Genomic DNA, 13588 nt, shown 5'->3' with positions numbered 1-13588 from the left:
TGTGGGTTAAATATTGTTAAAACTAGTTTCTCATGTCATATCCCCAGTTCAATTTTTGCCTGAGGGTGTCAAAGAAGCTGTAATTGTGAAACTTAACCAGCTTCGCTACAAATAATTCTTTTTTAACTTTCAGTTCCACGGACGCATCAATTGGCGCAGATCTGGAGTCTAAAGATACAAGGAATTTTTCACTCCTGCCTTCTATTTTAAAGGAGATTTCACTATCATCAGAAACCACAATCGGCCTGACATTCAGGTTGTGTGGGCTAACAGGTGTAATTACAAAGTTTTTGGCCAAGGGTGAAATCAGCGGGCCTCCACAACTTAAAGAATAGCCCGTGGAGCCTGTGGGTGTGGATACAATGATCCCATCTGCCCAATAACTGTTTAGGTAATCTCCGTCAATATAAGTATGTACCGTAATCATCGAAGAGGTATCTCTCTTGTGAATGGTAAACTCGTTCAACCCGAAGTTTAACCCTTTGAAAAGCGGCACACTAGATTCCAATCTTACCAAGCTCCTGTCTTCCAATGCATAATGACCTTCCAGCAAATCTTTGACAGCAGCCTTTATGTCTTCTTTGGCTATAGTTGCTAGAAATCCCATCCTCCCGGTGTTGATGCCCAATACCGGAATTTCATATGCGCCAATCAAGGAAATGGTATCCAGTAAGGTGCCGTCTCCTCCAATGGAAATAACCACATCGATCCCTGCCAAATCATTCTTTGAATTCAAAGGTGTTACGATTGAGCTTAAGCCCCCTTTTTCGGAAGGAGTTGAACAAGTTTTTGGTAAGCTTTACATTCGATCCTTTTTCTTCAAAAGCTTGAATCAATTGGAGAATACAAGTTTGAAACTGAGCGGATATATTGATGCCGTGAAGTAAAATATTCATGAAAGATCAGATATCTAAAAACCGCATCAAGTTACCGAGGCGATCCTGATCGCTATTGATTCCCTCCTCTTCTTGGTAATGGTCAATAACCTTGTACCCAAATCGCTCCAACGTGGCTTTAATGTGTCGGAGTTCTACCTGATCTATTTTTAGGGTTACTTTAATTTTACTGTCATCCAAGGGATCATCTGATATAAAACTGCTAAGCACCTTTGCATTTTCTGACTCCACCACCCTGGCAATATCATACAGGCTGTAATCGGTCATAAACATGGACAAAATCAGTACACCCCCTTGAGATTGGATAGAGATGCTATCTGTAAATGCAGATATTGCACCTTCTTGGGTAACGACCCCCAAGTACTTCAATTCTTTATTCAATACGGCCACCATACTTACTTCATTTTCTGAAGAGACTCTCAGTACATCATAAATATGCCGGTCTTCCTGAACAATACTGGCACTGCCCACCAACTCTACAATTTCAAGGGTCATTTCAGGATCATTGAGTTCATAAATGATTTCATCTGTGATAAAACCTTTAAATAAACCTTTGTCTACAACAGGAATTATATCCGTCCTGATTTCTTCCATCCAGGAAAGCCCTAACTTTACTTTGTCAGTAAATTTTAGAGGAGGAATGAGGTTGTTTATAAATTCTATCGCACGCATGTAGATAAAGGTATTAAAAGGATTCGAAAAATAAAACGTGAATTGGCCTCCCTTTGTTCAATTGGCCTAATTTCTTCACCCTTTTACCCGTTCAATCCCCTGCCAAAACAACTAATGATCGCAAAACGAGCATTAATAATGAATTTGAGGGGCTTTCAATTCATTTATTAAATTTACCCAATTTATTATCAACTGATCACCATATTCAGTAAGGTGAGCTTCCGGATGAAATTGAACCCCTAAAATTGGCAAGTACTTATGGGAAAAAGCCATTACTGCCCCGTTATCCTCTTCAAGAATAACCTCCAAACTATCAGGAATCTCTTCCAATTGCAAAGAATGATACCGGGTTACTTTAAAACGCATTGGAATATTTTTTAATACATCATGCTGTTTTTTCTGAAAAACAGCAGAAATTTTACCATGCATAGGCCAAGGACTTTTAACCAATTTGGCTCCAAAAAAAGTCCCTAGAGCTTGATGCCCTAAACAAATTCCCAAAATCGGTACTTTATCATAATAGTGAGCCAGGATTTCCATTAAATTGCCTGCTTTATCCGGAGTTTCCGGTCCAGGTGAAATCACTAAAGCAGAAAATGAAAAGCCGTGAACCTCTTCCAAACTTACATTATTCCGCAAAACGGTTACTTCCTCACCCGTTCTTCTGAAATAATCTGCAAGAATGTGAGCAAAAGAATCGAAGTTATCAATTAATAAAATCACCGGAAGAGCTATTTACGAGTACTTTGATAGTAGCAATGGCAGTATCAATGATAGGTGTATAATCGTCCAATACAGCTACCATGGTAGGCGCCACAGGTACTATTATTGGGTAGATTACCGCATCTTTTTTCATCTCTGCAGGCACTTGAAATTCAAAGGAATTGGCTACCCAAATTAAAAGGCTAATCATAATACTCCACTTGAAAATTCCCAATATGGCTCCTGCAAAACTGTCAAATGTCCCAAGAATAGTAAGGTCTAATGCTTTTTGACAAGATAAGCCAATATTCTAATGGTAACAGTTACAGCCAAAAAAATCAAAACAAAGGCCACAAAGGGGAGCATAAAGGTCAAGCTCTCCACCTTATCTGTTAATAGCTCCGCACCCCAATTCATAAAGCGAAAAGCTAAAATTATTCCCACAAAAAAAGCCAAGATAGACAAAATCCCTATAAAAAGCCCCTGACGGTAGCCACTAAAGGCTCCCACAGCCAGCATGCCCAATATGATAATGTCTATCGTGCTCAATTTTGTCTTAAGGGTTTAAAAGAGATTTCACTTTTTGAGAAATTGCTTTTCCATCCGCCTTTCCGGCCAATTTTTTTGTAGCCATTCCCATCACCTTTCCCATGTCCTTAGGCCCTGATGCCCCTGATTCTCTTATTATTGCTTCCAGTTCAGCTGTCAATTCTTCATCACTTAACTGCTTGGGAAGAAATTCACTGATTACTTCAAGTTCAGTAAGTTCCAAACTGGCAAGATCCTTCCTGCCCTGCTTCTCAAATATTTCTATGGAATCTCTTCTTTGTTTGGCCGCCTTGGTTAAGATCTGTAACTCTTCAGCATCCGAAAGCCCTGTTTCACTTCCTGCTTTTGTTTCTTCGAGCATGATCATGGATTTAATAGCCCTTAATCCACGTAGCCTGTCTTTCTGCTTAGCCAGCATTGCTTGTTTGATCTCTTTTTCTATGTTGGTTTTTAAGCTCATGACTTATCTTTATTTTACTTGTATTGTTTAAAACTGATCTTTTCCTTGATTGGATGTAAAAATTAAAAACGTCTTATTCCCATCGGTATTTTCGATGTTAACGCAATATATTTAATTTAGCACAAAATTAGCTGATATTTAGAACATGACGAAATTAAGTGTAAACATAAATAAAATTGCTACCTTAAGAAATGCACGAGGACACAATAATCCCGATTTGGTCCAAGTAGCATTGGATGCAGAACGTTTTGGTGCGCAAGGAATAACTGTACACCCTAGGCCTGACGAAAGACATATCAGGTATAACGATGTATTCGCACTAAAAGATCAAGTCACTACAGAATTTAATATAGAAGGCTATCCTGATAAAAGGTACATGGAAATCATTCGATTGGCCAAACCGGCTCAGGCAACTCTTGTACCGGACCCGCCGGAAGCCATAACTTCCAATACAGGTTGGGACACCATCCAACATAAGGACCTGCTTAAAGATCTTATTGCAGAACTTCACAGTTATGGGGTAAGGACTTCTATTTTTATTAACCCGGAAAGTAAATACTTTGAACCTGCCAAGGAAACAGGAACAGACAGGGTGGAATTGTATACGGAACCTTATGCAAGTACCTTCCATATAGACAAAGAAAAGGCCATTGCCCCTTATTTGGAAGTAGCCTCCCTCTCCAAAGATCTAGGTCTGGGCTTGAATGCCGGCCATGACTTGGATTTACATAATTTGAAATTCCTCAAAGAGCAAATTCCCTATTTGGACGAGGTGTCCATAGGCCATGCCTTGATCTGCGATGCCTTATATTATGGGCTTGAAAATACCATACAGATGTACCGCAGACAATTGGAAGTATAAAACCCAACCAACGATGAAATTAAACTTTAGAAAAACAGGCACAGGAAAGCCTTTGGTGATTTTACATGGGCTTTTTGGTTCTGCAGATAATTGGATGAGCATTGCGAAAGGGCTGGAAAAGAATTATTCGCTTTACCTGCTGGATCAGCGCAATCATGGAGATTCCCCCACAGCGATACCTGGAACTATTCGGCAATGGCTGCAGACTTAAAGGAATTTATGGAAGCAGAAGGTTTACAAAAAGCCAATTTCTTAGGGCATTCCATGGGTGGAAAAACGGTGATGAAATTTGCATTAACATATCCTGAAATGGTAGACAAATTAGTAGTAGCAGACATTGCCCCAAGACCTTACCCGGTACATCACCAAACGATTTTGGAAGCACTCAATGCAATCGACATTCAAAACCTTCAATCCAGAAAAGAAGCAGAGGACAAATTAGCCGAATATATTGAGGAGCGTGGTATTCGCCAATTTTTACTGAAAAACCTGACCCGTAAAGAAGGTGCTTTTGCATGGAAAATTAATTTGCCTGTCATATCAAAGAAAATCGAAAATGTCGGTGAGGAAATAACTTCTGACAAGCCTTTTTCCGGTCCTGCACTCTTTATGGGAGGAGCCAATTCGGACTATATTCAAAGCAGTGACAAGGAAGATATTGACAAATTGTTTCCCGATAATCACATCATCCATATTAAAAATACCGGTCATTGGCTCCATGCAGAGCAGCCAGAAGCAGTGATTTCCACTTTGAAAACTTTTCTAGGAAATTAATATTTAAAGGCAAATATTAGTTTTTACTTTATTGTCCAGCTCAACTTGCCTGTTCAACCCACTCCGGGGTTGAGAAAAAAGCATGGCCTCTTTTTCCACGGGCTTCCCCCGTGGCTATTGTTGGTGAAGCCCTTCAGGCTTCTTACGATTAATCCTTAATTCAAAAGTACGGTCATCAATAACAGTAGTCGAAGAAATAATATGATCTAGTTACATGCCTGAAGGGCCTGAACAATAATAATCGTGGGTGGGAAACCCACGGAATATAGATTTCCGACTCATACCCAACCCTGAATGGGGTTGAACATTAGCGAACTAGCCTAGTAGAAAACGCTCATCATACTCAATACCGTTTTCTTTAAGCAAACGTTTATATTCATCCAGAAAAGACTCTTTTTGGTGATGACCTTTTTGGTTTTTGATATACGATATTAAATGTTCCTTTACATTATAGGAGCAAGTAAACGACCCATAGCCTTTCCCCATGATTCCCACAAGTGGAAGTTTTTCTGTTGTTTCATCCACATGCTGCTGGCAACTTTAATATTCTTGATAAAGTCTGACAGGGATATTGTGGGGTTTAAATCGGTTAATAAATGTATGTGGTTGCCAATTCCATTTATCTGATAAAGCGTACTATCGGTGTTCTTTACAATTCCCCAAATATATCTATAGAGTGTTTGACAGTGAGGTTCTGGAATTGTTAATTTTCTATCTTTTGTGTTAATCACAGAATGGTAAAGAATTTGTCTATAACTGCTCATAAAATATGGTTTTGGATATCATTAAAGTTACGATTTTTTTCATAACTAACGGATATTCAACCCACTCCGGGGTTGAGAAAAAACATGGCCTCTTTTTCCACGGATTTCACCCGTGGCTATTGTTGGTGAAGCCCTTCAGGCTTCTTTGTATTCGTAAAGAGCTCCTATATTTTCACAATAAAATAAAATTTTCATTTCAATAAACAATTGGTTTATCTTAATCCTTGTTATTTATAAAAAGAAAATTTAATGACTGAGAAAGAAAATTTGCCTGCCGATTACCTTTAAGTCAAATCAAGAAAAGTAGGCTATAAACCTAAAGTCTATCAGGCCTGAAGGGCCTGAACAATAATAACCGTGGGTGGAAACCCACGGACTAAAGACCTCCAACTCATATCCAACCCTGAATGGGGTTGAACATTTGACAATCAATGATCGGCCTGCTATGCTAAATTAATTATAGTATATCTTTCAAGGCCAACCAAAATATAACCCTTGTCAATTAATAATATAAACCGAGTTAGCCGCCGAATTTCCTCCACAAATACAGCAAAAGGGTCAACAACAAACTGAGCAGTATACTGGTACCTAGGGGAAAATAAAAGGTAAAGTTTTCTTTTTAAACACCATATCTCCGGGCAACCCCTAAATCCAGGAAATTTAGGCAGGAACCAAAGCAGCAATCCTGCGATCAATAACAGCAGTCCGATAAAAATAAGTACTTTTGCCATAGAAGGCATTCCATTTTCCATAATCCAAAAATAATGAAAGCTAAGGGAATATTATACCTCATACCTAATGTATTGGTACTTGAAACAGGACAGGACATCATGGCTCCTATAGTCAAAAACGTAATCGCAGCAACCTCACATTACTTGGTGGAAGATTTCAGAACAGCACGTAGGTATATTAGTAGCCTTAAGTTAGGTGTTAATTTAGAAGAGGTACACCTAGAAAAACTGGATAAAAAAACACCCGAAAAACACTTAAAGAAATTACTTGAACCTTTATTTAATGGGCATGATGTAGGCATTATCTCCGAAGCAGGATGCCCTGGTATTGCTGACCCCGGTGCTAACGCCGTGGCCTTGGCCCATAAATTAGGCATCAAAGTGGTTCCTTTACCGGGACCTTCATCGATGTTTATGGCATTAATGGGCTCAGGCTTTAATGGACAGTCCTTCACCTTTAATGGCTATTTGCCCATAGACAGAAAAGACAGAGTTCAGGCAATCAAATCATTGGAAACCAAGTCTATTAAGGAAAATACCACCCAAATGTTTATGGAAACCCCTTTCAGAAACAACCGGATGCTCGAAGATCTATTGGCCAACCTGAGTAGCAATACCTTGCTCTGCATTGCAAGCAATATTACAGGTGCCGATGAAATGATCCAGACCAAAAAGGTCGCTGATTGGCGCAAAAAACATCCGGATCTTCATAAAATCCCTGCTGTTTTTCTGATTTATCATTCTTAAAAGCCTTCAATTAATACCAACAATGGGAAGTGGTTGTCATATAGAATTGACGGAATAACCAATAAATATTCCGTTACCCTATGGTTTCTATTGCACGGAAACTGTAATTTTTCTATAAGGGCAAAAATAGAGAATTTACAGGTACATTAATCGATTTACAACCATTGTGACATATTCATAACTTACGCATCTTTTAGCCTGTATTTTACTAAAATTAGGTTTCCTGCATTCAGAAATTCGGTATTTACTCCGGTGGCTTCTTTAATAATATCATCTTTATTTTGTTCTGATAGCCTATTCCATTCTTCGTAGTTCAGGTAACCATAAAACCAATCCTCCATTCAAAAAGTGGACCCTGCAAGTTCATTTCACCCAACCAATTTCCTGACAATGGAAAATGCGTTATTGCTGCCGTGCTTTTCTTAAAATAGGAAATATAAGTTTGGTCTTCAGAATTGACATAGCCGGCTTTACTTCTGGTCCATTGAAAACTCAGGTAATCCTCATTTTCAACAAGATTTGCTACATTGAAAACATATGGGTTTTCCATTATGAACTTCCGCATCTCCATTAAAGGAAGTTTCTTTATTTCTTTGGTCAAGCGGTCTGATCCAAAATTCAAAATGTATTCAGCCTCTATTCCTTTTTCCGAGATTTTGTAAATGGTATCTGTCCAGGCGTGGAGAAACTTAATATTGCCGGCATGTCCAGAAAATTCTATGGGAACTTGGTAAGCATCTGTACTTCCTATATCCGACACCCCCTGAATGGAAATGGTTGTGTCTCTAATATCAAAAACCCTGATAAAGTCTGTTTCTGCAGATCCAAATGACCTGCCATCCATATGGTAAGCTGTAAGGTGTTCATTGATTGGGAAAAAATTAACCACCTGTTCCTCAAACGGGATTGATTTTTCCTGCTTAAAGTTGCCTTCCAAATCGAAAACAAGGATTTTCTTTTGGATTATATCCAAAATCTGTAGCGATTCATTGAACAAGTTTAAGTCAAATGGTTTGAAGAATTTACCTTCCCCTTCTCCAATACTATTAATCTGAAATAGGAACTTACCTTCAATGGAGAAGCATAAAACACTTTTTGTAATCTCTTGGTCAAGTAGGTATATTTTATCCTTTTCCACAATCAGCTTGTCAATAGCTCCTACCAATGACCTGTCATTTAATTCCAAGGGATAAGTTCAAATTTATCTATTCCATAAGCCGTTTGGATTTCCTCCATTTCAATTTTCAGCTCCACCGGACCTGTCTCAATTTCTTTTTTGACCGATTCCTTACACGAGGCTACAATAAGTAATAAGCCTATAGCAATACACAAGGTCTTTTTCATAGTTGTTCGTTTAACCTTACGTGCAATATCACGGGGTAATCTAAACCTTTCTTCGGTAAGCCATCTGTAGAGAATGTTTCGGGAAACTCATGGGCATGTTTTTCTAGAATAGATCTGTAGGTAAGGAAAAGTACTTGTTCTTTTTTATTAATACCGATAGGGTAAAAGAATACCATATCGTCGTCCCTTTCTGCTTTTAGCTTGTAGATATCTTTGTCCCTTTTGAACAAAATGTGTTTGGACATAGACATTCCTTTTTGGACTACGATGTCTATAACCATCAAATTTCCTTGTTGGAAAACACCCTTGAAAGTGGCAAAACCATTTTCATTGATCTCCCCAAAGCTATCCATAAGATCCACATCCCAAAAATTGGCCGGTAAATCATAAGTACCGAAATCAGCATGGAGTACTTTGGTAAGACTATCAGCCTTATGCAAGTATATATTTGGGTTGAATATTTCAAGCATAAAAACCCCTTTATCGGATGGAAAAAAATTACGTTCCATCATGGGTAGCATTACGTTCTCATAATCGTTTTCTAAATAGCGATGTTGAATTTTCCCTTCAGCATCTGTTCGAACCACCCTATGCGTTACAAATGGGAGATTATACCCTCCTTGAAATAAAAACCTCCCCCTCTAATCTAATAAAAGAATCCGCGCTATAAGCCAATTCAAATGCTTCACTGAAATTTCCATCCTTTGAAAATTTGAATATTTTGGCTTTGTCTTCAATAGGAGAAAGCACCAATACCTCCTCTGTTTTTCCAAACTCAAAGTCCCTCAGAGACCGGATGGTTCCAGGCCCTTCACCAACCTCGGCAATAGCATTAAGGTAACTTCCTCTCCGGTCAAATAAGTGAAGCTTATTCGCTTTGTTTTCATCCATTACCGCCATGAGATTTTCAGAAAATTTTACGCGCAGGTCCATGCCCATAAGGTTTTCTTCAGTTGTTTCCAGCCGAATCATTTCCTCTACCGTAAAATCCTGATAAGATAGGGTTGGGTAATCATCCGGTGCAATAGAAATATTTACTATTTTTTCATCAGTTTCAGGGTTTGTACAGGCAACCATTGAAAAAATGAGTAATAATTCAATCGATAATAAAATAGGTTTGGGTTTATTCATATTAGTGGTTTTAATTAGGACAAAGAAATTATTATTTTGACTTTCACACTTGCAATGACCCTCCTACTACTTAAAATTATTGCCTGTTTTCGAACAAATCTTAGCAATTGAACACTTAAAACTCACTGTTAATGAGAAAGTCAGGACCCAATTTATATAATTAATGTTGTAGTTTCAATAATTATCGAATTTTTTAGTTCGTGATGAATTAGACATTTTCAGCACAGTGCAGGATGGAGGTAGAGAGAATCCTTGCTAAGTTTATTGTTTAATGTAAGTTTGGGGGAGGTACCCTATCACCAATAAAAGGTCCTTTGTGAAACAGTGTTTCGCTAAGGACAAAAATAATTAATCAGGAGCCTTTACCATATTTTAAGTTTTACCAGTGGGACTAAAACTTTTGATGCTTATATTTATAAAATAGAGTCAACAAAGACCTCTTGTAATTTATTAATTATCCAAGAATAACCGCACTGATGAAAGTTGGATTATTTATACCATGTTATGTAGATCAATTTTACCCTCAGGTAGCCATCGCTAGTCTTGAGCTCTTAGAAAGCGCAGGAGTGGATGTGGACTATCCCTTAAAACAAACCTGTTGTGGTCAGCCTATGGCCAACTCAGGATATCAGGATTATGGAGAGGGAGCAGCCGATTTATTTCGAAAGAACTTTAGTGGGTTTGATTATGTGGTTTGTCCATCCGGTAGCTGTACCCTACATACTAAGGATCATATCTACTCGGGTAAAGACAACGAACCAAAAGTCTATGAGCTTTGCGAGTTTCTTACCGATGTATTAAAAATAAAAAATCTAAAAGCAAATTTTCCTTATAAGGTAGGCATTCATGCAAGTTGCCATGGGCTCAGAGGTCTTAATCTTGCCAAGCCTTCAGAATTAATGGGGGTTGAATTTAATAAACCCAAACAATTACTAGAAATGGTAAATGGCATCGAATTGGTAAACCTTACAAGGAAAGACGAATGTTGCGGTTTTGGAGGAACATTTGCTGTTTTTGAGGAGGCGGTCTCTGTAAGTATGGGAAAAGACCGCATCAAAGACCATGAGGAACAGGGCGTTCAAGTTATTACAGGAGCTGATATGTCTTGTTTGATGCACTTGGAAGGAATTCTTCGGCGAGAAAATAGCCCTGTAAAGGTCATGCACATAGCCGAAATCCTAAATGGTCAAGTACCAAGAACCCAAAACCAGAAGTAAAATGAAGACAACACCAACCCATGCAGCTGCAGCAGAAGAGTTTCTAAAGGACGGGGAGCGCAGTCATTGGCACGATGATACACTTTGGCATGTTCGTAGCAAACGTGATGTAGCCGCACAAAAGATCCCTGAATGGGAGCAATTAAGGAACAATGCTTCTCAAATTAAGGATCATGTGCTATCAAACTTAGATAATTTATTGTTGCAGTTTGAGAAAAACGCAAGAGAAAATGGCATTGAAGTATTGTGGGCCAAAGACGCTGACGAGCACAATCAGCACGTATTGCGTATCCTGGAGGAAAATCAGGTGAAAAATCTGGTGAAAAGTAAATCTATACTTACAGAAGAATGTGGTCTCAACCATTTCCTCGAAGATAAAGGTTATGATGTAGTAGATACGGATCTTGGAGAAAGGATCATACAATTTAACAAACAGGTTCCGAGTCATATTGTAATGCCCGCCATTCACCTTAAGAAAAAAGAGATTGGAGATATTTTTCACGAACACTTGGGAACGGACGCCGGTGCGGATGATCCGGCTTACCTCACCGAAGCGGCTCGCCAACATTTAAGACAAAAATTTATCCAAGCCAAGGCAGCCATTACAGGAGTAAATTTTGGAATCGCTGAAACTGGTGGTTTTGTGGTTTGTACCAATGAGGGCAATGCCGATATGGGTACTCACCTGGCAGATTTGCACATCGCTTGTATGGGTATAGAAAAAATTATTCCCAGGGCAGCAGATCTAGGTGTTTTTCTTCGCCTGCTTGCCAGAAGCGCCACCGGCCAAAGTATTACCAATTATACCTCGCACTTTCACCGTCCCAGAAAAGGAAAAAAATGTATTTAATCCTAGTGGACAATGGTAGAACCAACCAATTGGGACGTGAGGATTTCAGAAATTCGCTTAAATGTATTCGCTGTGGTGCATGTATGAATACCTGTCCTATTTATCGTAGAAGTAGTGGCTTTAGTTATGGCTCCACGGTACCAGGGCCAATCGGTTCCATCCTCTCTCCGGGAATGGACTTGAAAAAGCACAGTACTTTACCTTTTGCCTCCACCCTATGTGGCTCTTGTACGAATGTTTGTCCGGTGAAAATTAATATTCATGAGCAACTGTACAAATGGCGACAAGTAATTACCAAAGAAGGACCATCTCAGCCTTCTAAAAAATGGGCCATGCGATTTGGGGGAAATGTAATGTCCAAGCCAAAACTTTTTGACATGATGGGAAATCTAGCCAGAAAATCCTTGTCAATAAGTCCTAGAGGGTTTGTTTACAATAGTTTTAACGCTTGGGGAAAACACAGGGAGTTGCCCGAAGTGCCAAAAGAGAGTTTTAAGGACTGGTACCGTAAAAACAGGAAGCAATGAACAGTAGCAAAGAAGCCATAATAGCGGCTATAAAAAAGAACAAACCAGATATACTTCCCTTACCGGAGCACCCTAAGTTCCCTTATGAAAATAACCTGATCGAACAGTTTCAGGCCAGTATAAAATTGAATGGTGGTTTGGCCAAAGCAGGCGAAGGAAAAGAGCAAATTCAGCAATACCTGAATGAAAAGTTTTCAGCTGAACAACAGGTTTTGTCTTTGGTAGATGGAATAGCGGGAAATTTTGATATAGAAAAAGTTAAAGACCCCCATGAATTAGAGCACATTGAGGTGGCTGTATTGGAAGGAGATTGGGGTGTGGTAGAAAATGCTGCCATATGGCTTCCCGAGGAAAAAATCATTCACAGGGCATTGCCATTTATTGCCCAACATTTGATCGTTTTGGTTAAAGTGGAAAACCTCTTGGGAAATATGCATGAAGTTTATCAAAAGGTCAATGTAGCAGGTCCGGGATATGGCGTGTTTGTCGCCGGCCCTTCTAAAACGGCAGATATAGAACAGTCATTGGTCATTGGGGCTCATGGCCCTAGAAGCATGATTGTTTATTTAATGGATTAATTTAATATAATCTCCGAGTATAAATTGGGGACAAAATTAACCCAAAATCAATCAGCCTGATTGCCATTTATTGCAATCAGGCTGAATTCCTTTTAGCTTTTTAAGTTTAAGGAAGCCCATTAGGATTTCCGACAGGGGTGGATTCATAATGCATGGCCAATTCTTTGACTTTTTCAGGCATGGTATCCGCTAAATTCACAAGCTCAGAAGGGTCTTTGGTCATATCGTAGAGCTCCCATGGTCCCCCATTCATCCGAACAATTTTATATTCACCACTTCTAAACATTCTGAATTTATTCATTCCGGAAACAAAGTATTCCGGCTCTTCCCGCTGCTCACCCATAAATACCGGCAACAAGGAACTCCCATGCAAGGGAATGGTTGGATAACCTTGAATTGAGTCCGGGTAAGCGATTTTTAACAAGTCCAAAAAGTTGGCGCCATGTCCACCACATGCCCCACTTGGTCGGTAATCGTATTGGGAGCTATTTTTTCCGGCCAATGGACGATAAAAGGAGTATGGCTTCCTCCCTCTAGGCCTGACTGCTTGTGTTGCCTAAAAGGTGTATTGCCCAACATGGCCCAATTGGTGCGCAAACTCCAGTAGGAATTTGCAGGACCGGGTGCTACATCTATTACCTTATTGGTGTAAAATGGACACGAACCATTGTCATTCAAATACATGATGATGGTGTTTTCCAATTTACCATTCTCCTCTAGCTTCTTCAGAACCCTTCCTATATTTTGATCCATCCGGTCAATTATTGCTGCAAAAACCGCCATT

General features: G+C 39.2%; 15 protein-coding genes and 5 pseudogenes. 6 read left to right on the top strand and 14 right to left on the bottom strand.

Annotated elements, in window-relative coordinates:
• Positions 1–22: 22 nt before the first annotated feature.
• From WG932_RS21330 to WG932_RS21310, 5 genes and pseudogenes are all read right to left on the bottom strand, one after another.
• Positions 23–736, bottom strand: coding sequence for an NAD kinase (locus tag WG932_RS21330; RefSeq protein WP_483085311.1), 714 nt, complete (start codon positions 734–736; stop codon positions 23–25).
• Positions 737–902: 166 nt separating this feature from the next.
• Positions 903–1568 (bottom strand): CBS domain-containing protein, encoded by a 666-nt coding sequence (locus WG932_RS21325; protein ID WP_014019897.1) that lies wholly within the window; start codon positions 1566–1568, stop codon positions 903–905.
• 132 nt (positions 1569–1700) lie between these two features.
• A complete protein-coding gene (locus WG932_RS21320; RefSeq protein WP_014019896.1) occupies positions 1701–2291 on the bottom strand; it encodes an anthranilate synthase component II in 591 nt (196 codons plus the stop codon).
• Positions 2275–2789, bottom strand: a pseudogene (locus WG932_RS21315) (CvpA family protein). Before WG932_RS21315 ends, WG932_RS21320 begins: the two are co-directional and overlap by 17 nt.
• Before the next feature lie 37 nt (positions 2790–2826).
• Positions 2827–3279: a GatB/YqeY domain-containing protein gene (locus tag WG932_RS21310; protein WP_483085310.1), complete on the bottom strand. Its 453-nt coding sequence runs from the start codon at positions 3277–3279 to the stop codon at positions 2827–2829.
• A gap of 145 nt (positions 3280–3424) precedes the next feature.
• Here WG932_RS21310 and WG932_RS21305 point away from each other — a divergent pair, with 145 nt between their 5' ends.
• A complete protein-coding gene (locus WG932_RS21305) occupies positions 3425–4141 on the top strand; it encodes a pyridoxine 5'-phosphate synthase (protein WP_483085309.1) in 717 nt (238 codons plus the stop codon).
• Positions 4142–4154: 13 nt separating this feature from the next.
• Positions 4155–4915 (top strand): annotated as a pseudogene (locus WG932_RS21300) (alpha/beta fold hydrolase).
• A 315-nt stretch (positions 4916–5230) separates the two neighbouring features.
• Here WG932_RS21300 and tnpA read toward each other — a convergent pair.
• Positions 5231–5679: pseudogene (gene tnpA / locus WG932_RS21295) on the bottom strand (IS200/IS605 family transposase).
• A 520-nt stretch (positions 5680–6199) separates the two neighbouring features.
• Positions 6200–6262: pseudogene (locus tag WG932_RS21290) on the bottom strand (DUF2905 domain-containing protein); the annotation flags it as partial.
• Positions 6263–6443: 181 nt separating this feature from the next.
• Here WG932_RS21290 and WG932_RS21285 point away from each other — a divergent pair.
• Positions 6444–7157 carry an SAM-dependent methyltransferase gene (locus WG932_RS21285; protein ID WP_014019888.1) on the top strand — a complete coding sequence of 238 codons (714 nt, stop codon included), beginning with the start codon at positions 6444–6446 and terminating at the stop codon, positions 7155–7157.
• A 182-nt stretch (positions 7158–7339) separates the two neighbouring features.
• Here the strand turns inward: WG932_RS21285 and WG932_RS21280 are convergent, their stop codons facing one another.
• The 5 genes from WG932_RS21280 to WG932_RS21260 are packed head-to-tail and all read right to left on the bottom strand — an operon-like array spanning position 7340 to position 9632.
• The gene (locus WG932_RS21280) at positions 7340–7498 is read right to left on the bottom strand and encodes a hypothetical protein (protein ID WP_483085308.1); all 159 of its coding nucleotides are present in this window, start codon (positions 7496–7498) and stop codon (positions 7340–7342) included.
• Positions 7471–8343, bottom strand: coding sequence for a 6-bladed beta-propeller (locus WG932_RS21275; protein ID WP_483085307.1), 873 nt, complete (start codon positions 8341–8343; stop codon positions 7471–7473). Before WG932_RS21275 ends, WG932_RS21280 begins: the two co-directional genes overlap by 28 nt.
• Positions 8334–8501 (bottom strand): hypothetical protein, encoded by a 168-nt coding sequence (locus WG932_RS21270; RefSeq protein WP_483085306.1) that lies wholly within the window; start codon positions 8499–8501, stop codon positions 8334–8336. The genes WG932_RS21275 and WG932_RS21270 overlap by 10 nt, the downstream gene beginning before the upstream one ends.
• Positions 8498–9088 carry a hypothetical protein gene (locus WG932_RS21265; protein ID WP_483085305.1) on the bottom strand — a complete coding sequence of 197 codons (591 nt, stop codon included), beginning with the start codon at positions 9086–9088 and terminating at the stop codon, positions 8498–8500. The genes WG932_RS21270 and WG932_RS21265 overlap by 4 nt, the downstream gene beginning before the upstream one ends.
• A gap of 22 nt (positions 9089–9110) precedes the next feature.
• Entirely contained in the window at positions 9111–9632 is a 522-nt protein-coding gene (locus WG932_RS21260; protein ID WP_483085304.1) for a 6-bladed beta-propeller, read from the bottom strand.
• Positions 9633–10108: 476 nt separating this feature from the next.
• Here WG932_RS21260 and WG932_RS21255 point away from each other — a divergent pair, with 476 nt between their 5' ends.
• From WG932_RS21255 to WG932_RS21245, 3 genes and pseudogenes are all read left to right on the top strand, one after another.
• Positions 10109–10849, top strand: a complete 741-nt coding sequence (locus tag WG932_RS21255; protein WP_014019885.1) for a (Fe-S)-binding protein — start codon at positions 10109–10111, stop codon at positions 10847–10849.
• A 1-nt stretch (position 10850) separates the two neighbouring features.
• Positions 10851–12226, top strand: a pseudogene (locus WG932_RS21250) (lactate utilization protein B).
• Positions 12223–12804, top strand: a complete 582-nt coding sequence (locus tag WG932_RS21245) for a LutC/YkgG family protein (protein WP_014019883.1) — start codon at positions 12223–12225, stop codon at positions 12802–12804. The pseudogene WG932_RS21250 and the gene WG932_RS21245 overlap by 4 nt, the downstream one beginning before the upstream one ends.
• Positions 12805–12910: 106 nt before the next feature.
• Here the strand turns inward: WG932_RS21245 and WG932_RS21240 are convergent, their stop codons facing one another.
• Positions 12911–13234, bottom strand: coding sequence for a hypothetical protein (locus WG932_RS21240; protein ID WP_483085303.1), 324 nt, complete (start codon positions 13232–13234; stop codon positions 12911–12913).
• Positions 13222–13587 carry a sulfatase-like hydrolase/transferase gene (locus WG932_RS21235; RefSeq protein WP_483085302.1) on the bottom strand — a complete coding sequence of 122 codons (366 nt, stop codon included), beginning with the start codon at positions 13585–13587 and terminating at the stop codon, positions 13222–13224. Before WG932_RS21235 ends, WG932_RS21240 begins: the two co-directional genes overlap by 13 nt.
• Between the last annotated feature and the right edge of the window lies 1 nt (position 13588).

This window comes from Cyclobacterium sp. SOCE241, from assembly GCF_056867545.1.
Note: the sequence above shows the minus strand (reverse complement) of the source record. Positions and strands in the feature narration are given on the sequence as shown.